General features: G+C 41.2%; 17 protein-coding genes. 9 read left to right on the forward strand and 8 right to left on the reverse strand.

All coding sequences use genetic code 11. The annotated features are described in order from the left end of the window. The first annotated feature begins 3 nt into the window (after nt 1-3). The 4 genes from QE382_RS16835 (at nt 4) to QE382_RS16850 (ending at nt 5,342) form a co-directional block, all read left to right on the forward strand. The gene (locus QE382_RS16835) at nt 4-1,434 is read left to right on the forward strand and encodes a RagB/SusD family nutrient uptake outer membrane protein (protein WP_307186929.1); all 1,431 of its coding nucleotides are present in this window, start codon (nt 4-6) and stop codon (nt 1,432-1,434) included. Between the two features lie 77 nt (nt 1,435-1,511). After that, complete coding sequence (locus QE382_RS16840) at nt 1,512-2,897, forward strand: glucoamylase family protein (protein WP_307186930.1); 1,386 nt, start codon at nt 1,512-1,514, stop codon at nt 2,895-2,897. Nucleotides 2,898-3,064: 167 nt separating this feature from the next. Next, nucleotides 3,065-4,573 carry a glycoside hydrolase family 3 N-terminal domain-containing protein gene (locus tag QE382_RS16845; RefSeq protein ID WP_307186931.1) on the forward strand — a complete coding sequence of 503 codons (1,509 nt, stop codon included), beginning with the start codon at nt 3,065-3,067 and terminating at the stop codon, nt 4,571-4,573. Then, the gene (locus tag QE382_RS16850; protein WP_307186932.1) at nt 4,467-5,342 is read left to right on the forward strand and encodes a glycoside hydrolase family 3 C-terminal domain-containing protein; all 876 of its coding nucleotides are present in this window, start codon (nt 4,467-4,469) and stop codon (nt 5,340-5,342) included. The genes QE382_RS16845 and QE382_RS16850 overlap by 107 nt, the downstream gene beginning before the upstream one ends. An 83-nt stretch (nt 5,343-5,425) precedes the next feature. Here QE382_RS16850 and QE382_RS16855 read toward each other — a convergent pair whose 3' ends face one another. The 4 genes from QE382_RS16855 to QE382_RS16870 all read right to left on the reverse strand — a co-directional run bounded on the left by QE382_RS16855 (nt 5,426) and on the right by QE382_RS16870 (nt 13,000). Further along, entirely contained in the window at nt 5,426-6,760 is a 1,335-nt protein-coding gene (locus QE382_RS16855; protein WP_307186933.1) for a sulfatase-like hydrolase/transferase, read from the reverse strand. A 73-nt stretch (nt 6,761-6,833) separates the two neighbouring features. Beyond that, complete coding sequence (locus QE382_RS16860) at nt 6,834-8,444, reverse strand: RagB/SusD family nutrient uptake outer membrane protein (RefSeq protein WP_307186934.1); 1,611 nt, start codon at nt 8,442-8,444, stop codon at nt 6,834-6,836. Nucleotides 8,445-8,478: 34 nt separating this feature from the next. After that, nucleotides 8,479-11,574 (reverse strand): SusC/RagA family TonB-linked outer membrane protein, encoded by a 3,096-nt coding sequence (locus tag QE382_RS16865; protein WP_307186935.1) that lies wholly within the window; start codon nt 11,572-11,574, stop codon nt 8,479-8,481. Between the two features lie 439 nt (nt 11,575-12,013). After that, nucleotides 12,014-13,000 carry a hypothetical protein gene (locus tag QE382_RS16870; RefSeq protein ID WP_307186936.1) on the reverse strand — a complete coding sequence of 329 codons (987 nt, stop codon included), beginning with the start codon at nt 12,998-13,000 and terminating at the stop codon, nt 12,014-12,016. A gap of 226 nt (nt 13,001-13,226) precedes the next feature. On the opposite strand from QE382_RS16870, the gene QE382_RS16875 reads away from it, so the two are divergent. Further along, nucleotides 13,227-14,564, forward strand: coding sequence for a cytochrome ubiquinol oxidase subunit I (locus tag QE382_RS16875; protein WP_307186937.1), 1,338 nt, complete (start codon nt 13,227-13,229; stop codon nt 14,562-14,564). A 6-nt stretch (nt 14,565-14,570) separates the two neighbouring features. Then, nucleotides 14,571-15,647 (forward strand): cytochrome d ubiquinol oxidase subunit II, encoded by a 1,077-nt coding sequence (cydB, locus tag QE382_RS16880; RefSeq protein ID WP_307186938.1) that lies wholly within the window; start codon nt 14,571-14,573, stop codon nt 15,645-15,647. 13 nt (nt 15,648-15,660) lie between these two features. Here the strand turns inward: cydB and QE382_RS16885 are convergent, their stop codons facing one another. From QE382_RS16885 to QE382_RS16900, 4 genes are all read right to left on the reverse strand, one after another. Then, nucleotides 15,661-16,284, reverse strand: a complete 624-nt coding sequence (locus tag QE382_RS16885; RefSeq protein WP_307186939.1) for a response regulator — start codon at nt 16,282-16,284, stop codon at nt 15,661-15,663. Between the two features lie 12 nt (nt 16,285-16,296). Beyond that, nucleotides 16,297-18,264, reverse strand: a complete 1,968-nt coding sequence (locus tag QE382_RS16890) for a sensor histidine kinase (protein WP_307186940.1) — start codon at nt 18,262-18,264, stop codon at nt 16,297-16,299. A gap of 464 nt (nt 18,265-18,728) precedes the next feature. Further along, a complete protein-coding gene (locus tag QE382_RS16895) occupies nt 18,729-19,226 on the reverse strand; it encodes a DUF2480 family protein (RefSeq protein ID WP_307186941.1) in 498 nt (165 codons plus the stop codon). A gap of 1 nt (nt 19,227) precedes the next feature. Then, nucleotides 19,228-19,854, reverse strand: coding sequence for a superoxide dismutase (locus tag QE382_RS16900; RefSeq protein ID WP_307186942.1), 627 nt, complete (start codon nt 19,852-19,854; stop codon nt 19,228-19,230). A 186-nt stretch (nt 19,855-20,040) separates the two neighbouring features. Between QE382_RS16900 and QE382_RS16905 the strand changes: the two genes are divergently transcribed. From QE382_RS16905 to fabF, 3 genes are all read left to right on the forward strand, one after another. Beyond that, a complete protein-coding gene (locus QE382_RS16905; RefSeq protein WP_307186943.1) occupies nt 20,041-20,667 on the forward strand; it encodes a helix-turn-helix transcriptional regulator in 627 nt (208 codons plus the stop codon). An 84-nt stretch (nt 20,668-20,751) separates the two neighbouring features. Further along, nucleotides 20,752-21,345, forward strand: coding sequence for a TetR/AcrR family transcriptional regulator (locus QE382_RS16910; protein ID WP_307186944.1), 594 nt, complete (start codon nt 20,752-20,754; stop codon nt 21,343-21,345). Nucleotides 21,346-21,405: 60 nt separating this feature from the next. Continuing rightward, complete coding sequence (gene fabF, locus QE382_RS16915; RefSeq protein WP_307186945.1) at nt 21,406-22,644, forward strand: beta-ketoacyl-ACP synthase II; 1,239 nt, start codon at nt 21,406-21,408, stop codon at nt 22,642-22,644. Nucleotides 22,645-23,093: the final 449 nt, after the last annotated feature.

Below are 23,093 nucleotides of genomic sequence, written 5' to 3' on the forward strand. Positions count from 1 at the left end.
ACAATGAAAATTAACAAACTTTATATAGCAATTCTTCTAAGTGGGGGCATTGCGCTGCAGTCTTGTAAAGACAATAGTTTTCTTGATGTTCCGTCAAAAGAACGTGTAGAAGCCGAAGATAGCGAAACTGTAAATACACCCGAACAATTCGTTAACGGCGTCTACGGCATGTTTACCGATTGGGATTACGCTTTTTCTTTTTTAGGCATAACAGAAATGATTTCTGACAACGCAGATAAAGGTAGTTCAGCAACCGACGCAGGAGGAGACAAATTATTATTAGACAATCTGACCTACACATCTACTGCAGGTTCGTTCAAATCGATGTGGATCCGCTGGTACAAATCAATAGGTAGAGCAACACAGGCAATTGAATACACCGAAAAATTTGGATTAACGGACGAAACCTATAAAAACAGATTGATTGCTGAAGCCCGTTTTTTGCGTGCCCTGAATTATTTTTATCTTGTGCGCGGATGGGGTGATATTCCTATACAGGAGCGCGATTTGATCAAAAGGGAACCTGTTGCGGAGGTCTATGCCTATATTGAAGCTGATATACAGTTTGCTATAGACAACTTACCTGTTAAATCTGCCTATGCGGCAAAAGATTTGGGTAGGGCAACGAAAGGTGCCGCACAAGGGTTGCTATCTAAAGTATATTTATACCAAAATAAATGGCAACAAGCTGCTGATATGGCAAAAGCTGTTATTAATTCTGGGGGCTATAGCCTAGAAACTGATTATGCAAAAATCTGGCGATTAGAAGGGGAAAATGGTCCTGAATCGCTCTTTGAATGGCAGGCCCGAGGTAGTTCAATTGCCCATGGTATTCAGCAATATAGTCAAGTGCAAGCGCCTCGTGGAGGAGCAGTCAATTTAGGCTGGGGTTTTAATATCCCAAGTCAAAATCTATTGGATGCTTTCAATGCCGAAAAAGATAATATCCGCCGTGATGCAACAATTATTTTCAGAGGTGAAACTCTGTACGATGGCCGTCTGATAGACAATGGTGTTGAAAATCCGATGTATAATGAAAAAGCGTATTCTTCTGCGAACGGCGGAGCCGGTGACACAGATAAAAACGTACGCTATCTCCGTCTAGGTGAAATTTATCTTATCCTTGCCGAATCGGCAAATGAGTTGGGCAATAACAGTGAAGCACTAACAGCGTTAAACACTGTTCGTACTCGAGTGAAACTGCCTAATGTAACAACAACAGACCAAGCACAGCTCCGTCAATTGATCTGGAAAGAAAGACGCCTTGAATTGGCATTTGAGCACGACCGCTGGTTTGATCTCATTCGTACAAAACAGGCTAAAGCGGCGATGGCAGCCAATGGAAAATCGTTTCAGGAGAAAATGATGCTTTTCCCTATTCCGGAAGATCAACGTATCCAAACTCCAGAAATGTCGCAGAATACCGGTTGGTAATCATATAAGTAAAAGTAACTCCGTTCAAACGGCCTTTGGCCGTTTGAACATTTTTTCAAGAATTAAACAACATATCCATGAGAAAACGAATAGCATATCCCGTATTCACCGGTATAGCTTTGGCCCTTATTCTCAGCAGTTCGTGCCAAAATGCTATCAATAGCAGTCCAGACAATCCCTCAAAAATTGATTCAACAAATGCAGGCCGCGTCAATGAAGATTCGCTATTGACCAATATTCAGCAACACACATTTCAATATTTTTGGGAAGGTGCCGAGCCTACTTCTGGCCTCGCCAGGGAACGCATCCATATGGACGGTGTTTACCCTCAAAATGACCGGAACGTCATCACCATAGGTGGTAGTGGTTTCGGTCTTATGGGGATGATTGTCGCCATGGAACGCGGGTTTATCAGCAAAGAACAAGGTGTCCAAAAATTGGATCACATCATGGATTACTTAGGAAAAATCGAACGGTTCAAAGGTGCATGGGCTCACTGGTATGATGGCGAACTAGGCACAGCTAAACCATTCAGTGAAAAAGATAATGGTGGCGATATTGTTGAAACCGCATTCTTAGCACAGGGTCTGATTGCCATTCGGGAGTATCTAAAGGATAAAGATGATTCTGCTCAAAAGGTTGCCCAAAAGGCTGACAAGCTATGGAAAGAAATCAATTGGAATCATTATACAAATGGGCAAAATGTCATGTATTGGCATTGGAGCCCCAAATTTAACTTTCAACAAAATCACCCCGTAAGAGGTTATGATGAATGTCTTATCTCCTATATTTTAGCAGCCTCCTCGCCTACTTACCCTATTGCTCCATCGGTATATCATGAGGGCTGGGCAAGATCAGGTGCGATTAAAACAGCAGCTAAAAAATATGACATTCCACTCGTCCTTAAACATAATGCCAAGGAAGGCGAAGTGGGCCCACTTTTCTGGGAGCATTATTCCTATTTAGGATTGAGCCCCAAGGGATTAAAAGATCAATATGCAGATTATTGGGAAGCAACGAGCAACCATGCCAAGATAAATTTGGCCTACGCGGATCTAAACCCAAAAGGCTACACGGGTTATGGTTCCTCTAAAGGATGGGGCTGGACAGCCAGTTATTCCATCAACGGTTATGATGCCCATCACCCAGACAACGATCCTGGCGTGATCGCGCCTACAGCGGCATTATCATCCATTCCCTATACACCGCGTGAAAGCATGCAATTTGCACAATACCTCGACAAACAACTTGGCGACAAAATTTGGGGTAAATATGGCTATTACGACGCGTATAGCGAAACAGCAAATTGGTATCCTCAGCGGTATCTGGCGATTGATCAGGGACCTATTATAGTGATGATTGAAAACTATAGAACTGGTAAAATCTGGGATCTTTTTATGCAAGCCCCAGAAATTCAACAGGGACTAAAAAAACTTGGTTTTACAAGTCCCTATTTAAAATAGTGGTCTGTGGAATCATTTTCGATCCATCACACGTTGAAAATGGTTCCTACCACGAAAATGACATTGCATAGTAATAAGAAAGTTCAACAATCAAATTGAACATCTACCATAAATATTAAGTTGCGCAGGGTAGAAAGTTCATGCGCACATTAACAAAAGATAATAAGATGAAAAAAGTAGTAGGTACTTTCCTTCTTGCATTTCTAGCTTGGCATACAAGTTCGGCTCAAACCAATCAGAAAATGGACAAGTTTATTGATCAGCTGATGGCTAAGATGACTGTCGAAGAAAAGATTGGACAACTTAATCTAGTAACAGGTGGTGAGGCGACTACAGGAACCACTGTCTCCACCGATGTGGAATCAAAAATTAGAAATGGTCAAATCGGTGGTATTTTTAGCATGAGTACCCCCGCTAAGATCCGCAAAACACAGGAGATAGCCATTAAGCAGTCCCGTTTGAAAATACCCATTATCTTTGGTATGGATGTGATTCATGGGTACCGTACGGTGTTCCCAATTCCTTTAGGTCTTGCCGCTACCTGGGACATGAACTTAATTCAACAATCTGCGCGTATCGCGGCAGAGGAAGCTACTGCAGATGGAATCAATTGGGCATTTTCGCCAATGGTTGATATTTCTCGCGATCCGCGATGGGGTCGTATTTCTGAAGGTGCGGGTGAAGATACCTATCTTAGCTCAAGGGTTGCTGAGGCTATTGTCCATGGTTTCCAAGGTGATAATCTCGCGGCATACAACACCATGATGGCCTGCGTCAAACATTTTGCCTTATATGGTGCCGCTGAAGGTGGCCGTGACTACAACAGCACAGATATGAGCCTCCACCGCATGTACAATGAATATTTACCACCTTACAAAGCGGCTTTAGATGCTGGAGCGGGAAGTATTATGACTTCCTTTAATGATATCAATGGAGTCCCTGCCTCGGCAAACAAATGGTTAATGACTGATGTCTTACGGAAGCAATGGGGCTTTAAAGGATTGGTCGTAACCGATTATACTGCTGTAAACGAATTAACAGCACACGGTCTTGGTGATCTCCAGCAGGTCTCTGCTTTAAGCCTGAATGCTGGCGTTGATATGGATATGGTCGGTGAAGGATTTCTGACGACACTAAAAAAATCTTTGGATGCTGGAAAAGTCAAGATTGCAGATATTGACAGGGCTTGCCGTTTTGTTTTGGAGGCCAAGTATAAATTAGGCTTATTTGACGATCCTTATCGCTATTGTGACGAAAAACGTGCAAAAACTGTGATCGGATCGGCTGCCAATCATGCCAAAGCCAGAGAAATTGCAGCAAAATCATTTGTTTTGTTGAAAAACGAAAACCAAGTGCTTCCATTAAAAAAAACAGGAACAGTTGCTGTCATTGGCCCACTTGCCAATTCAGGTCCAAATATGCCCGGAACCTGGAGTGTCAGTGCTGAATTGGACAAAACGGCCTCTTTAGTTGATGGAATGAAGGCCGTTTTAGGCAATAAAGTAAATATCCTCACCCATCTCGGAAGTAATTTATTGGAGGATCCGATTTACCCAAAACCACGCAACCATGTTCGGCCGTACCATAGCACGCGATTCCCGAAAAGAAGAAGAGATCATTGCAGATGCCCTGAAAGTTGCCCAACAATCCGACGTCGTTGTGGCCGCACTTGGTGAAGCGTCTGAAATGTCAGGTGAAAGCTCCAGTCGCTCAGAGCTGGATATTCCGAAAAATCAACAAAAGCTGTTAAAAGCCCTATTAGCAACAGGAAAACCAGTTGTACTGGTATTATTTACAGGTAGGCCGCTAACGCTCACCTGGGAAGATGCTCACGTGCCCGCGATATTAAACGTTTGGTTTGGTGGAACGGAAACAGGAAAAGCAGTAGCCGATGTTTTATTTGGGGACGTCGTTCCTTCAGGAAAGATTACGGCCACTTTCCCACGCAATGTTGGTCAGATTCCGATCTATTATGCACACAAAAATACCGGCAGACCTTATGGAAACTCGGGTGATTTTGAAAAATTCAAATCAAATTACCTGGATGTAAGCAATTCCCCGCTCTACCCTTTTGGTTATGGATTAAGTTATACAACTTTTACCTATAGTGACATCCGTCTTGACCGCAACACAATCGACGATAAAGGTACTCTTCAAGCAAGTATCGACATCAGTAATACCGGAAATTATGATGCGGAAGAAACGGTGCAACTCTATATCCAGGACTTAGTTGGCTCTGTCACTCGTCCCGTAAAAGAATTAAAAGGGTTTCAAAAAATATTCCTCAAAAAAGGAGAACAAAAAACCGTAAACTTTAACATCAAAGTAGACGATCTTAAATTCTTCGACAACAACCTCAATTATGTTGCCGAACCAGGGAATTTCAAAGTCTATATTGGTCCGAACAGTCGCGATGTAAAAGAAAAAGAATTTGAATTGCTTTAAATCTATTGCAACTGTATAAAAAACAAGGCGGACCTTAGGAAATAAGGTCCGCCTTGTTTATGTTAGGCTGTCGTTACGCCTACCTATTTCATATTCCCATTAAAGCTTTCAAACAATACGCGCAATTCCGCCGCTTTTTCTGGATAATCCTTTAAAATATTTGTTCTTTCGCTCGGATCCCAGGCAATGTTATGTAATTCTTCAATAGCATCATAGGGTTTGCCCGAAATCTGATTGACTCCGCCTGCTACCCGCCGATACTTCCAGTCACCTGACCGAACAGCCTCAACATGTCCATAATTCACTAAAAATATCGGTCTGTGTGCTGTTTTTAAATCTTCCGATTTCCCATTCAACAAAGAATCGATAGCTTGGCCATCAATGGATTTCTTCGGCAAGGATGCACCAGTCCATTTGGCTATCGTAGGCAATACATCCAAGTTGCTAATTGCCTGCCGAATAACTTTTCCTTCTTGTGCATAGCCTTTGCCATAAACAATGAAAGGCACACGAACACCACCTTCTGTTGTTTCGGCTTTCGAACCTTTGAAGACTCCAGCAGTACCCACATGCCAATTTTTTGTGGCATGATCATCAGACATCCGCGATGGATAGGATATCCAGGGACCATTGTCACTTGAAAAAATCAAAATGGTATTATCGGCAAGGCCTTTTCGTTCAACCGTTTTCCAGAGCTCCGAAAAATTATGATCTAACTCCTGCATCACCGCACCAAGTGGGCCTGCATTTTGCTGATCTGCAAATCGGTTCTTTTTGTTGGCAAATGCCAAAGGAAGATGCGGGAAATTATGCGCATAGTATAAAAAGAATGGATGATCTTTATCTTGGTCTTCTATGAACTTCACTGTTTCTTTGTGATAAAGTGAGCTCAGGTCCGAATCATCAGGCGCAACGACTTCAGGTTTCCGATTCCTAAAGATCTTAATGACAGAGTCTGTTTTTACATAAGGATCGCGATAATCATGGCTATACAGCATGCCATAAAAAGAATCGAAGCCTTGTTGATTAGGATGATGGTAAGTCTGTTTATCCCCTAAATGCCATTTCCCTATTAACGCAGTTCTATAGCCTACCTTTTTTAATAATTCGGCAATCGTTTCCTCATCGTCAGGCAAGCCTAAATTTGACCCTGGACCGATCGGTGCAGGAAGATTATAACGGGAAGCATATCTTCCGGTTAATAAAGAAGCTCTTGACGGTGTACACGAGGGCGTAGAAACCATAAAGTTTGTTGCTCTCACGCCCTTACTGGCGATCGAGTCCAAAAAAGGGGTTGAGATATTCGGACTTCCATAACAACCAATGTCGCTATAACCAAGATCATCGGTCAGAATCAAGATAATATTAGGCTTTTTTTGCTGGGCATTGGCAAAAGCCACCAGTAAAAATAAAGCCATAGCGGTCATAAGTTTAGTGTATCGCATCATATTTGTATGAGTTAATTGGAATCGTGTCACAAGATAACAATTTTTACCAATTTGGATTCTGTTTTAGATTCGGATTGAGGTTAATTTCCCGTTGTGGGATGGGCCAGAGATAATGCTTTTTCGCATCAAAAACACGGCTTTCGGAGGCTGCTTCAACGACAACTGCCTCTCCGTTATTATTTTGATAGGTGATGCCATACACTTTACCAGGAACTACCTTTTCAGCAGTTTTCCATCGTCTTATATCCGCGAGATGCAATCCCTCAAATGCCAGTTCCACCGTACGCTCGCGACGAACCAACTGGCGAAGTTGTTCCTGATTTACTTGATTACTTATTATTGGAAGTTTTACATCAGTGCGCGAATTTCTAATTTGGTTAATGGCATCGTAAACACTGCCATCAATTTCGCCGAGCTCAATCTTTGCTTCCGCATAGGTCAATAATATTTCGGCATAACGCAGTAGCATGATATTCAACCCACTTTTTGAGGGGTTTGCCAAATCTTTTTTATCGATATATTTCTTTATATTGAAACCTGTTGTGGAAGCAATATAAGTACTCCCCACAGCATCAGCAGTACCACTATTGGGTGCAGGACGAAAAATAGCTCCATTTGGAAGCGGATCGCCATCCAAAAAAATTGACAAAGCAAGCCTCGGGTCGCGATTTTTAGAGGGATTTTTGGGATCATAACCACTATTGGCATCCGTAATTACCAACCCACTGGAAGTCTCGTAACTATCTGTCAAGGCTTTGGTAGGCACATAGGTACTTTGCCCATTTTGCTGGCTATAGGGGGCTAAGAGGTTAAAAACACTTTGTGTGTATATATTTTCCAAAAATTGCTTATCCAACAGCACCTCTTTATTATTTTCAGCCGCATACGTAAACAGATTTGCATACAGGGGGTAAAGCTCAAATCGTTTGCTATCGATAATCGTTTTTGCGGCTTTTGCTGCTGCTGCAAATCTCCCTGCATATAAATCTGACCGTGCTTTCAGGCCCAATGCGGCCCAACGGGTTATGCGCCCGATATCGTTACTGGAATAGCTTTCAGGCAAACTTGCCGCAGCCAGTTCTAATTCAGTGTCAATAAAATCGTAAATTTCTTTGAGGTCAGCGCGTTGTACCGCCCTTCCCTCTTCCAAGGTCAGCGGCGCTTTTACCAAAGGTACCCCGCCAAATAAATAGGCCAATTTGATATATTGATAGGCTCTTAACACACGAGCCTCGCCGATAAATCTGGCGATTAGTGCTTCATCCCGGCTGCCCTCGATTTTACCAACATTCGCCAAAAAGTAATTGGCCGCACCGATTCCTTTATAGGCACTACTCCAGGTATTGTACAATCGGGAGCTTGAAGCGTCGTAGGTACCAAGCTCGATATACGCATCCACAGCGAAAGGCTGATTAACATGCGCTATGTCCGTCAATGCATCTGAATAGAAGATTTCCGCTCCGTCAAGATCATTGTAGAGCGCATTTGCAGCAAGCTCCGCATCGGCTTGACTCTTCCAAAATATATTCTCCGACAGACGATCAGTTGGTACGGCATCCAACAGATTCTTATCACAGCCCATCAGCATAAGCGAAAACAGTCCGAAACTGAAAATCCAGTTTCCTCTTTGATATAGATATTTGTAAAAATTCATGAGTTTTTAATTAAATATTATAGTAACAATCACACTACAGGGTCAAATTCACACCCAGTGTATAAAGTCCAGTTTGCGGATAATATACTGCCCGTCCAGATTCCGCTTCGGGATCCAAATTCCATTCGTTCAATTTTGAAATTGTCCATAAATTTGTCGCGGATAGGTATACCCGTAATTTGTTGATTGCTGTCTTTCCGATTGCATTTAGGGGTATTGCATACCCAACCTGTATATTTTTCAAACGCAGATAAGAACCATTGACCACTAAACGGTCCGACGTTGCGACATTACGCAAATCATATTTGACCACACGCGGAAAGCGTGCATCGGTATGTGTCGGTGTCCAATAATTGCCTGTAAATATTTCATGTGTAAACCCTTCCTGATTTCCCATCTCCGCCAAAGCACCTGACAATCGCGTATCGACTTTCGCTGCTCCTTGAAAAAGGAGATCAAGATCAAAATTTTTAAAACTGAAACTCCCATTAATTCCGAAGGTATATTTGGGAAAGGAATTCCCGATGGCTGCCATGTCATTTGCATTGATTATACCGTCGCCATTCAAATCCACATATTTCACATCTCCAGGCTTCGTATTGGTGGCATACGTAGCACCATAAGCTTTAATTTCCTCCGCAGACTGAAAGATACCGTCGGTCTTATATCCCCAAAGGGTATTGATCGGGAGTCCTTTGGCAATAATATACCTTGGGTCAATATCCGACCCTGCGATATAGGGTCCTGTACCTTTTAAATCTGTTACTTCATTATGGTTGATACTAAAATTTGCATTTAATTGATAAGCAAAAGCCCCAGGAGCGCTTGGTCTTTTCTGATAATTTGCACTAAATTCCCAGCCACGATTCAGTACCGTTCCAGCATTTTGGGGCGAAGGTTTTAATCCCAAAACGGCGGGAATATCCAGATTCAGTAAAATATCGTCAGTTACCTTGTTATAATAATCCAAGGTAAACGTCAAGCGATTGTTTAGGAAAGCGGCATCCAAACCCAAGTCATACTGTGTCGTAGACTCCCAACCCAATTGCTGATTGGCATAACTATCCAGCCGATACCCCTGTACAGATTTACCTCCAAAATCATATCCTGCAGCGATCAAGGCCGAATAATAACTATACAAGTCGACAGATTGGTTTCCCGTCTTTCCCCAGGAAGCACGCAACTTGAATTCGTTCAACCAATTCCCTATGGGTTTCCAAAACTCTTCCTTGGATAGTAGCCATCCTGCTGATGCCGAAGGGAAAAAACCGTATTGTTTGTCTCCCGTAAAACGGGATGAACCATCATAGCGGCCATTCACTTCAAGCAGGTACTTGCCCTTCCAATCGTAGTTTACCCGACCAAAAAAAGAACGCAAGCCATACTGCACATCATAGCCGCTATTATTTTTTGTAGCGTCGTCAGCCCCCTGTCCAATAGAGGTAATGTCATTGTTGTAGAATCGTTCGCGATAGGCCGTAAGATAATTTTGGTAATTGTGAATCTGTGAATACCCAGCTAATGCCTTGATATGATTTGGCCCAGTCGTCAACTGATAGGTCAACAGGTTGTTCCATGTATACTCGCTGCTATTATCACGAATTTCGGTTAACGAATTGATCGGAAAACTCTTTACTATCCCGGTATTTCGGTCTTTATTTTCAAAAGCGTTCAAAAAGGTTTTGCTGTTGTTGAAGTTTACCCTAACACCAAATTGAGAAGTAAACAACAAATTTTTCACTAATTGAATGTCCGTTTTAACGATGGAGCTTAGGTAGTTTTCATTTACCTTTTTAAAACCACTTTTTTCAATCAACATTAAAGGATTATTTCCTTGCGTACTTAATCCGTAGGTACCATCATCATATTTAGGCACCACCCACATCGAGCCATGGAGAAAGTTATTGATCGGATCACGTCCGGGCTCGGCGGCTTTGCTATATCGATAGTTTATACTTCCCGTAAAATTAAGCCAAGAGGTTGCTTTGTAATCGTTGTTTAGCCGGATATCCGCCAATTCAGCACCATAATGCTCAATAATACCATCCTGCTTGTTATAACGAATGGCCAATCTAGAGCGCAGGATCTCATTTCCACCAGCGAATGACAAGGCATGATCTTGTTGAGGAGCTGTTTTCAACAGCGTGTCAAACCAGGTATTCGGTAAAGGATATCTTTCACGATCAGTTGCCGTTTGGTAAGCCGTAATGGATTCATCGCTAAATCGCGCTGGTACCGTCAGTCCCGCATTACGGTAGGCGTCCTGTTGCAATTGGAGGTAGGATACGGCATCCATCTGCTTGGGCTTATTAATTGATTTCTGTAAAGCGTAATAGCCATTATAATCAATCACAACATGTCCAGATTTTGCACTTTTGGTGGTTACAATAATTACGCCGTTGGTCGCGCGTGATCCATATATCGCCGTGGAAGCAGCATCCTTTAGGAGTGAAATTGAGGCAATATCATTGGGGTTTAACTTGGACCAGGGTTGTTCAATTCCATCCACGATGACCAAAGCATTATTCTTGCTGAGATCATATCCACTGGTGCTGCTCGAATTGGTATTAAATGTAGTCAATCCTCTGATTCGAATATTGGCAGCTGACTGTCCTGGTTTTCCACCAAGGTCTTGCACAGTTACCCCCGGCAATAGGCCCTGTAAAGATTGCTGCGTATTAGAAACCGGTCTTTTCGTCAGTTTATCACCATCAATACTGGCGATTGAATTGGTCAACGAGATTTTTTTCTGCGTTCCATAGCCAACAACGACCACTTCATCGAGGTCCTGTGTAACTGGATCCAATTCAATTTTCGTGGGAGATTCGGAAACTAACACGGTCTTTTTTTTGTAACCAATGCGCGAGAGTGTAATCGAAAAGGGTAATTTCTGTCCCGTTACAATTTGAAAAAAACCTTTTTGATCTGTTGTAACAACGTGAGTTACGGCTTCGAGTTGAATGGTTACGCCTTCAAGAGGCTGTTTAAGCTGGCTATCATATACATATCCCGATAAGGATGCATTGATAATTGGTCTAACATCTGTTTGCGCATATACCTGATGCCCAACGCCAGATAATAGTAAACATAGCGACAAGGTAGAATACCGGAGTACCCTAAGATTTTTCATAGATAAAGTGTTAATGGTGAATACGAACAAGTGCCAACGCCAATCGAAAACTTGTTTTTATTTTGAAGACATGGGGGGAAGCGAGCGCCTCCCCTGCTGTCAGTTTGAGAAAAGATAAGGGAAATTATCCTATATGGCACATTCGCATCTTTCTTACATCAGGGGATTTAGCCTTCAAAGACTTTGCAGTAATACCTACGAAAAATGTGCTTTTACTAATATTGATATGTTCCATAATAATGTGTTAATTCGCCGCGCTGAAAAGTAATACATGTTTTCTTTCGCGACCTGTTATCTTCTCACAAATATAGAAGTAATTTTAATATAATCTACTAATTCTATAGATTTTATTAAAAGAAATAAATAGGATATGCAGCGGGGTTATAAAAGCGAGCTGGCAGGCTTAAAAGATTGTCGATTAGGGATAAGCAAGAAAATTCTATTGTAGTGTTTTTAAATAGGTTTTAATTAGCAATATTCCTTCATCATGAAGTACAGTAGTCCCCTTTTGAGGCATATGCATCTCTCCCAATGTAGACATCCGTCCAATAATCTTAGCTTGTTTTAACCAAATCCCAGTTTCATTCAACGGACTTTCATACCTCAGATCCAGCATGGTCATATAAGCCGTTCCTTTAGGATTGTGACAATGGGCGCAATTGATCTCGAGATAAGCTCGGGCACGATTTGCAGTCGATTGACCAATATCCTCATAACCAAGCAAACTATTGGAAACTTTGAACGATTTCAGATCGATAGCCTCCATTTGGGTCAACCGGACCAATTGCTGGATACTGTCATCATCGTGAACGATTGTCCGGTTTAGATTTCTGATCTTCGGACCTATCGGGAGCAGCTGATTTCCTTGTCGATGGCATGCCATACAATCCTTTCGGGAAGGAATAATATAATTTGTTTGTCGCTCGACGCCTTTGTTGTCCAAAAAGGAGACATGCACGGAAGCATTGTCCATCAACAGAAAAGCTTCATCTTGGGCCGCATTCCACCGATAGGTAGCTGCGTTCCACTGTCCGTCTTTATGAATCAAAAGCCGCGTTTCAAGTAGCCGCTGTCTCGAGCTCCCTACCGCATCTCTCGAGGGATAAAAAAAAGTTTTGGCAATGATGGTACCATCGGGGAAGCTGGGCAAACCATCGTCTGTGGCGATCATTTTTCCTCCCTTAGGAAGAAAGATGACACGCCTTTTATCGGTATAGTCTGTAAATAGGGCCGAAGCTAATTCATAAGAGACCCCCTGATCGTTTGGAACAAGGTCAGCAATTTTGCCCTTGAATAAATTGTAATCAGATAATTTATCCCGAAACACAATATTATCTTTAGCGACTGTTCCCCGGCCCGTATTATTCAGTATAATAAAAAGTATGGGGATCAATAAAACACCCATCAAAATTAGCACTTTCTTCATTTCCCTAATGCTCTTCTACCCTTCCACCGTTATCTTAAACTCGGACGAAGATAAGATAAAAAAGAGATTACAGCGGTGGATGCCTTGTGTTGATTTTCAGATTTTACACTTAGGACATAAAACAATAAAAAAACAGTTACTTTATCAAAAAATAAAACAGTTTCATGGATATATACGCAAATAAAATGGCTATATTTAGCTGTCTTTTAACCAAAACTTCGGATCCATGGAAGATATGATTCTCTACAATCGGCTTCAGTTTGCATTTACTATTACATTTCATTATCTTTTCCCCCAATTGACCATGGGTTTATCGCTGATGATCGTGTACTTCAAATGGAAGTTTCTTCAGACTCAAAACGAAGATTACAACCATGCTTCAAAATTTTGGATGAAAATCTTTGCCCTTAATTTTACCATGGGCGTTGTCACCGGCATCCCCATGGAGTTTCAGTTTGGCACAAACTGGGCGAAGTTTTCGGAACTTACCGGTGGAATTATTGGACAGACCCTCGCTATGGAGGGCATGTTTTCCTTTTTCCTAGAATCTTCGTTTCTAGGAATGTTCCTTTTTGGAGAAAAGTTGCTCGGCCATAAGCTGCATTTTTTAGCTGGACTTATGGTCTTTATTGGATCTTGGGCAAGCGGTTTCCTGATTATAGCCACGCATTCTTGGATGCAACATCCAGTGGGCTATGAGATTCTTAAAAACGGAAAATTTGTACTGAATAATTTTAGCGCATTATTTAGTAACCCATGGCTCTGGCCCTCCTATCTCCACAACCAAGCCGCATCTTTGGTTACCAGTTCCTTTTTCGTTGCTTCTATTGGCGCATTTTATCTGCTCAGTGACAGGCATAGCAAATTTGGTAAGATATTCGTTAAAAGTGGTGTCATCTTTGGTGCAATCTCGTCGGTGATGCTTGCCTTTCCTACAGGAGATCTTGCCGCAAAAAATGTGGTAAAATACCAACCCGCTGCCTTTGCTGGAATGGAAGGGATTTTCAAAACAGAAAAAGGCGGTTCAGAGATTGTTCTGATCGGTCAACCGGACATGGAAAATAAAAAATTGGATAATAAAATAGCCGTACCGAATGTACTCAGTTTTCTTACCTATCAACGCTGGGATGCAGAAATTAAGGGATTAAATGAATTTGACCAATCGTTACACCCAACGAACGTGCCTGGGCTTTATTATAGTTATCACATCATGGTAGGTCTTGGTACCATATTCATTGGAGTCATGTTGCTCGCAGTGCTATTGCTGTGGCGAAACAGATTATACCAAACAAAATGGTTATTATGGATTATCATGTTTATGATCCCTTTTCCCTATATCGCCAATACGGCAGGATGGTACACAGCCGAGCTCGGAAGACAACCTTGGCTTGTGTATAATCTCATGAGAATGGTAGACGGTGTATCCCCTACAGTATCTTCCGGTAACACCTTATTCACCTTTTTGGGATTCGTTGGTCTGTACATTCTTTTGGGTTTACTATTTCTGATGTTAGTCCTCAAAATCATTAAAAAAGGTCCAGAAACTTACCCTGCATTAACCTAATTAGCTATGGAAATATTTTGGTTTATCGTATTAACTTTTATGTTGGGAATCTATATTGTACTCGATGGGTACGATTTTGGAGCAGGAATTGTCCATCTATTTTTCGCTAAGACGGAACTGGAAAAAAAAGCTATCACGAATTCCATTGGACCATTTTGGGATGCCAATGAAGTGTGGCTTATTGCTTCTGGAGGTGTCTTATTTTTTGCTTTTCCGACGCTTTACGCTTCCTCTTTCAGTGGATTTTACCTACCGCTAATGCTTGTGTTATGGCTACTTATTTTTAGGGCAATAAGCCTCGAATTGAGAGGTCAGATACACCATCGCCTTTGGGAAGCTTTGTGGGACAAAGCCTTTGGACTAGCAAGTTTATTGCTTGCGCTTTTCTTTGGCGCGGCTCTGGGAAACGTTGTTCGTGGAGTCAATCTTGGTATGGTCGAAAATGGTGTATCAACACAAGAGGCACATTATTTTTTCCTTGCACTTTGGAACCCGACATTTGACCCATTAGCTCAACATCAGGGCATCATAGACTGGTTCACTATCATATTAGGTTTAGTTGCCGTCGTTACATTAACCATCCACGGTGCAGGCTGGATCATTCTGAAAACATCCAGCACACTAAATACGAGACTAAAGAATATTGTTTTTAGGCTCAACTTTGTCTTGCTTATTCTCGTCATACTATCGGCCTATGTATGGCATTATGTGAAACCCATCTCCCTAAACAATCTTCAAAATCATTATTGGCTGTGGATATTCCCCGTGATTGCTGCCGTTGGATTACTTGGACAATTTTGGATCAAAACCTTTAAAAAAGACGGTATTGGATTCCTATTTTCATCGCTGTTCATCCTAGGGAGCTTTGCGACGACCGTTGCTTCCATGTTCCCGATAGTATTACCTTCGACGAATGACGTAAACCCTTCCTTGACGATTCAAAATGCGGCGGCGCATGAATATGGTCTTTCCGTAGGTTTAGGCTGGTTTATGTTTGCCGCAATTCTGGTAGTTTCTTATTTTATCATCCAATTTAGGGTCTTCAGAGGTAAGCTAGATAATGTAGGTTACGGCGAACATTAGGATGCGGGTTCGATTAAAGGTCTAATAACTTATGCTTCATTGCAAATTGTACAAGTTTAATCATATTTTTGACTTTAAATTTAGTCAGAAGATTACGCCGATGCGTTTCTACAGTTACTGGGCTTAAAAATAACTTTTCTGCGATCTGATTCGTTGTAAGTCCATTTGAAATCAAAATCAGAATCTCCTTTTCACGCCGTGTAAGCCTGGGAAGGCTTTTCATTGTGGAAACTGCGCCGGTGTATAGTTCTTTTGCGCGATCGCAAATTGATTCTTTACCATCTATCCCAAGTTGTACGCAATACAAAAATTCCTCGTTCGACACGTCCTTTAATATATAGCCATTTCCGCCAGCACGCATAAACTGAAAAATAAGATTGCCATCGGCTAAATTGCTCAAGGCGACTATAGGAACCAAAGGGAACTGCTTCCGGACCTGCCTACATACATCAACGCCGCTAGTGTTGGAAAGCTGCATATCCATCAAAACCAAGTCAACTTTCGTTGTATCCAAAAATTCAATCATCGCCACCTCTTCCAAAAATGGATATACCCGATACCCGTCCTGATTATTGAGAAAAGAAACGACCCCTTCCAGCAGTAAGGGATGATCGTCTAACACTGCAATTATCTTCATGACTCAGCAAATTTAAACAGTTATAGCAATTTCGATTTGGGTTCCGGATCCAAGCGTGCTCTGAATGTCAATTGATCCATTAATCCATTTAATCCTATTGACCATATTATTTAATCCCAATCCATAATTTAATACAGAAGAATCAAAGCCTTTACCATCATCCTCCACAAGTATATGTAATATTTCTTCCGATTTACTTACCTGAACAATAATGGTATCTGCATTTGCATACTTTAGTGCATTTGAAATCGCTTCTTGAACAATCCGATAGAGGGCCAATCCTTTTTGAAAATCTACATTCAATTCAGGTTCGTAATTCTCAAACTGAATGGAAACATGACTATTTTTCATTGCCAGACATAATTGCTCCAATGCTGCTATCAATCCAAACTGGCGCAACGATTCAGGCATTAGATTATGTGAGATCCGCCTTACTTCGCCCAAAATATCATTCAACTTCTGCGGCACTTCATCCGTTAAGATTGTACGCTTCGCTACGTCGCCGGCAATCTTAAATTTTAACCCTGTCAACATACCGCCTATGCTATCGTGCAGATCCTGAGCAATTCGCTGCCGCTCCTGCTGCTCTCCCTTAAGCATAGATTCTGAAATTTGCAGCTGCTTTTCCTTTTCTAATGTATCCAATACTATTTCATGGTTGAGCCGTATTTGTGTATTGAGCTTCCGCTGTTTTCTGTAAAAAAAAGCAACAAATAGCACAATAAAGAAAAGCAAAATGGCAATACCCAAAACTAGAAAAATTCGAAATTGGCTCCGGTCCTTTTCTGCGCGCAGATTCAGAATCTCCTTTTCCTTTTCAACGGTCTTATACTTCGTCTCCATCTCATTCATTTTTTCTAGCAGTTGGACCTGCTGAATGCTATCGGATAGCTTGTTTGCCGTATTGGACATCTTCAGCGCATCCTGATAATTACCCATAAGCTCATTTACGGAAGCCAGTTGACTATATACAATTTTGCTATTATAAAGGTCTCTGATCAGTAAGCCATTTTTTAAAATTTCCTCCAGCTGAAGTTTGGCATCGGCATACTTTTTCTGCAGGAGATACACATTGAACTTTCTGAACCGCATCATCTGAAATAATTTCCAATTGTTCATCTTTACCGACCAGTCCAAGCCGATATCCAATAACCGTAACGCCTCATCCGTTTGCTGCTTTGTGGTAGCGTAAAGAGCCTCGTTGTAGTAGTAATTGGGCAGCTGAGTGGAATTTGGATACTTGTTTAATAGCTGCTTGACTTTGTCCAATAAGATTCTTGCTTCTTTAGATTTAACCTGATAGCAATAATTACTGACTGTATTGAGATAAGCCACCACAAGTGCAGCACTCGGCGGTTGCTGCTCGAGCTGTTTTATGGCGAATTGATGGTATTCATCGGCTTTTGCAAGCTGATTGGACGACATAAACGTCATGCCGATCATCGTATTTATACTACCTTCCATGATGGGATCATGTGCTTTCGCATAAGGCAGACACTTCCCGTTAAGGATATCCAGAAAATCAGCAAATCCTTTTTTAGGAAATCGAATTAAGCCCAGATTATACCAAGCTTTGGCCAAAAGCCCCTGCTGAAAAGGCTTTTGTGCATTTCCAAGGAGGTCTACACATCGTTGGGCTTCAACTCCTGCATTTTTACTATCCAGAAATTGCCCATAATAAAAGCTTTTGTAAAGTGCCCCCATCGCCTGTAAGCTCCGGAACGGTTTGGCTAACCGCTCCCCCTGTTGCATATGATCCCAAAATTTGGTCGTATCCCTAAATCGATAGTAATCTGCCAAATAAAAATACTGCATTGCCTTCACACTGTCATCCGAACTCGACAGCAATAACCTTTCCGCATCAGATCGATATTTATTTTCATCCAATGGCAAAAAACTCTGTGCAGCTACAGCATGTACAGTAAAGTATACTATAAAAAAGCCAATTATCTTCGTTAACTCTTTCAACTGAAACATCATTAATCCAATATCTTAATCATTTAAACAATTAAACTAAATGGGGCCTTTTCAGCCAATGGTTTCATAATATGTAATAAGAAAGTCTTATGGTGGTTAAAGACTTCTCTCTACCTCTAAATTTGCCGTCGATGAGGCTTCTTCAAAGTCGACAATAGAAAATATAGATCGGAAAACCGCGTAATCAAATGGCGGGTCCAAAAAACAAAGATATATCTCCGCGATGAATTGCTAAAGACATTCTTTTACTTTTTTGAAATTAATTGTCCAGATAGGGCTTGGCGAATCTATTTAAATAAAGGCTAAAATACTTCCCATTAAAAAAACGCCTCCCGATAGCTCGAAAGGCGTTTTTCAACGATATTAGCTGCTCTTTTTCGTCGCAATATCGATCAGCAAATCCAGCTTACACTGGTACGCCGAAGACAGCACATTTGGATTATCGGACTCAAAAAGCGCCGATTTCATTATACTTTACTCTTTTTAAAAATAACTTTAGGCATACCCACCTCGCCATACATCAACGTTTGTACAATCGGAATCAAACGTTCTGCTGCTAACATAAAAAGTGATGCCGGAATTTCTGGACGGGCTCGTACGACAACTTTTTGGTTCTGAAAATGCGATAAATCCGTCGATCGCAAAGTCTGCCTCCATAGGTCTATGGCCAGTGCTTCCACATCCTTAAAATCGTAATAAGCTGCAACAGGATGAAGTTTTTCCGCCAGGGTCATATAGACCCAAGGCGGGATAATTGCGTCCACAGAACAGCTAATGGCAACCGCCTTGTTTCGAAAAGCAGACCAGTCCACCGCAGCCAAAGCTTCTCTGAATTCTTTTTCTTTAACGATTGCTTCCTGATACAACAATGTTTTGATATCAAAACTTAGGATAGCAAGATTGGTCTTAAAATCAATTAGATCTAAAGCCAATATACCCGTGTTTTCAACTTTATTGATAAACATATCAAACCAAGCCTGCAATCACAGCATCGTATTTTTGTTCAACAACAGACCAATCCAAAAGCGACCAAAATGCATCCAAATAATCGGCTCTTTTATTTTGATATTTCAAATAATACGCATGCTCCCAAACATCGACCCCCAAAATAGGGAAACCTCTGCCGATCGATTGTGTATCCATCAGCGGATTATCCTGATTGGGAGTAGCTACGATAGCTAAGGCGCCGGAATGTTTTACATACAGCCAAGACCAGCCCGAACCAAACTGCCCAAGTCCAGCATTTTTGATCTGGGCTTTGAGCTCTTCCAAAGAACCAAAGGCAGCGTTTATCTCATCGGCTAACTTCCCTGTGGGTACCGTTTTTGGATTGGGCGATAAAATTTCCCAAAATAGCGTATGGTTAAAGTGACCGCCGCCGTTATTGCGTATTGCTGGGCTATATTTACTTACGCTTGTTAATATATCCAATAGATCGTCAGCTTCGCCTGCTGTTCCTTCCAATGCCTTATTTAGATTGTTAACATAAGCTTGATGATGCTTTTGATGATGAATCGTCATGGTCTCGCGATCAAAATATGGTTCAAGCGCCGCATAGGCATATCCTAACTGGGGTAATTGAAATTTGTGCATAGTTTTATTGTTTTATGATAAGTCAAAACTAGAGAATCAAACTTAATAAAACAACTATATAGTTGTTTTATTAAAGTCATAAAAATAAATCAAAAAGGATAAACCTATGTTTTAAACACATTTTAAGACAAAAAATAAAAACACTATCTTTGCTGATGTTATATAAAACAACTTTTTTATTGTCAAATGCAGAAGAATCCAGCTGATCGAATATTAATGTTATTAAAAATGCGCCGAGAAGCCACTGCAGCTTTGATTGCAACAGAGTTGGCTATAACAAAAGAAGGGGCCCGTAAACATTTATTGAACCTCGCGAATCAAAACCTGATTGTCTCCAATGCCCGGAGCGAAGGTATAGGCCGCCCTTCGACTTATTACAGTCTGTCACCACAGGGCATGGCAAGATTTCCAGATAGTCACGCCGACATTACAGTACAACTGTTGCAGTCGATTAAACAAGTACTTGGCGAGAATGCTTTGGATCTACTTATTAGTGATCGGGAGTCCAAAGTATATCAAAAATATACTGAAGCGCTATCGGATATTGAATCCATCGAAAAAAAACTTGAAGTTATTGCCGCAAAAAGAACGGCGGAAGGTTATATGGCAGAATGGAAAAAAGAGGCTGACGATTATCTTCTCATTGAAAATCATTGTCCCATATGTGCAGCAGCAACCGAATGTCAGGGATTCTGCCGCTCAGAACTGAATAATTTTCAGCAACTCATCGGTCCGGCTTATCGTATCTGTAGAACAGAATACATCATCGAAAACGCCCCCCGCTGTACCTATCGTATTTCAAAGGCGAAATAAATCCAATTTCAAAGGCATTCCAGCACAAATTATTAATATACCAAAAAGTATTTTTTATATTTGCATTAAAAGAACAGGAATTACATGTCAAAAGCAGAACAGACACGGCAATTTATCATTGAGAAAACCGCGCCCATCTTTAATAAAAAAGGTTACTTTGCAACTTCTCTCTCGGACATTACGACAGCGACAGGTTTAACAAAAGGAAGTATTTATGGTAATTTTAAGGACAAGGAAGATCTGTCCATACATGTTTATACTTATCAGAGCAGAAAAATTTCAGAAGCTGTCAATCAACAGATTACTCAGCAAAAAACATCCCTAAAGAAGTTATTGTCTTTTCTAGATTTCTACAAAGATAATTTCAAAAATATCGCAGCTTCAGGAGGTTGTCCCATGATGAATGCGGCCGTGGAGGCCGATGATTCGCTATCTTTTTTAACCCCCAAAGTCAGACGTTCCTTTGACCTTTGGAGACAGCGCCTAATTCTAATTCTTGAAGAAGGAGTTGCTAACGGCGAATTTAAGCAGCATATTTCTGCTGAAAATTATGCCATCACCTTTATGGCGATGGTCGAAGGCGGAATCTTGCTTTCCAAGATTTCCGGCCGAATAAAAGATCTTGCCATTGTATTGGATAAAATGAAGGAAATGGTGGATCGGGAGATCAAGGCTTAATTTTTTTACAAAAACAAATACCAATTGGTATATTTATAAGTTTATATTTAAATAAAAAAGATGAAAAGAGTTGTAATAACTGGCATGGGAACAATTAACCCGCTGGGAGAAAACATAGACATATTTTGGGATAACATTTTGCGAGGCGAAAACCACACAACACTTATTAGCCGTTTTGATGCTTCGTTGTTTCGAACGCAGATTGCAAGTGAAATTAAACACTTTCAACCTGAAAAATACTTAGATAGAAATGAGATTAAACGGAGTGATCTCTTTACGCAATATGCTTTATACAGTGCAGCGCAGGCAATGGAAGATTCGGGACTAGATCTCGATGCCATAGATCCATTTGATATCGGTGTCATCTGGGGTGTTGGTCAGGGCGGCATGGAAACTTTCGAAAAAGAAGTAGAAGGCTACGTGACAGGAGATTACAAACCACGATTCAGCCCTTTCTTTGTTCCTAGACTTATCGTCAATATGGCTTCAGGCATGATTTCAATGAAGTATGGCTTAAAAGGAATCAATTACACTACCGTATCGGCTTGCGCCACATCCAATACGGCCTTTATGGATGCTTTTAATTACATTAGGCTCGGCAAAGCCAAAGTCTTTATCAGTGGCGGTTCCGAAGCCCCCATTACCCCGGCTTCCGTTGGCGGTTTTTCTGCCATGAAAGCCATGTCGAGCCGGCATGATAGCCCACAGACTGCAAGCAGACCCTTTGATCGGGATCGTGATGGTTTTGTCATGGGTGAGGGAGCTGGAGCACTCATCTTGGAAGAATACGAACATGCCAAGCAAAGAGGTGCAAAAATTTACGCAGAGCTTGTCGGAGCTTCAATGACCGCAGATGCTTACCATATGACCTCGCCTCATCCCGAAGGGATAGCCGCAGCAAAAGCCATGACTCTGGCTTTGGAGGAGGCTAAAATTAATACCAGTGAGCTCGACTATTTAAATCTCCACGCGACTTCAACCCCAGTAGGAGATATCGCCGAACTTAAAGCCGTACAACGAGCTTTTGGAAACCAATATAATCTATGGGTCAGTTCTACCAAATCAATGACAGGACATTTACTTGGGGCAGCCGGCGCTATCGAAGCAATCATTGCCATAAAATCCATCAACAATAATGTAATTCCGGCAACAATTAATATCGAAAATATCGATCCCGAGATTCCCGAGGGAATTCAAATTGTGATCAATCAGCCCTTAGAAAAACCTGTTCAGACTACGATGAGCAATGCTTTTGGTTTCGGTGGGCACAATTCGAGTATCGTTTTCAAAAAGATTTAATTTTTTTTGAAATAACTCTTGACAAAGTGTAATAAACACACTATCTTTGTTGTATCATAATTTAGGTTTATAATTGGTTATTTAAGGTTTTCATTCTCCCCGTTTGAAAACCTTTTTTTATGCCTATTTTCTTCCATCTATCGCAAGTTTAGATCTGCTTTTTTGAATTGCCATTCCTGTTGATGTCCGAAGGTCATTAAGTTTATTTCCAGAAGTCGAATGGGTAGACAATTAGCGTCACATCCACATACCAACTTATAACTAATCACAATTTTCAATCAATGTTTAGACAGTAATTAGTCACTAATTATTCAGTCCCTACTGAGTCATCACTGAGCAAGCACTGAACGAGCACTGAACAAGCAGTGTCAAAAGGTATAATTTGGTCAGCTTTTAGTCCCAATTTGTTGCCGCTCCAAATCAAAGGGAAATTTAATTGAAGAGTTCAA

The organism is Sphingobacterium zeae, from assembly GCF_030818895.1.
GTDB lineage: Bacteria > Bacteroidota > Bacteroidia > Sphingobacteriales > Sphingobacteriaceae > Sphingobacterium > Sphingobacterium zeae.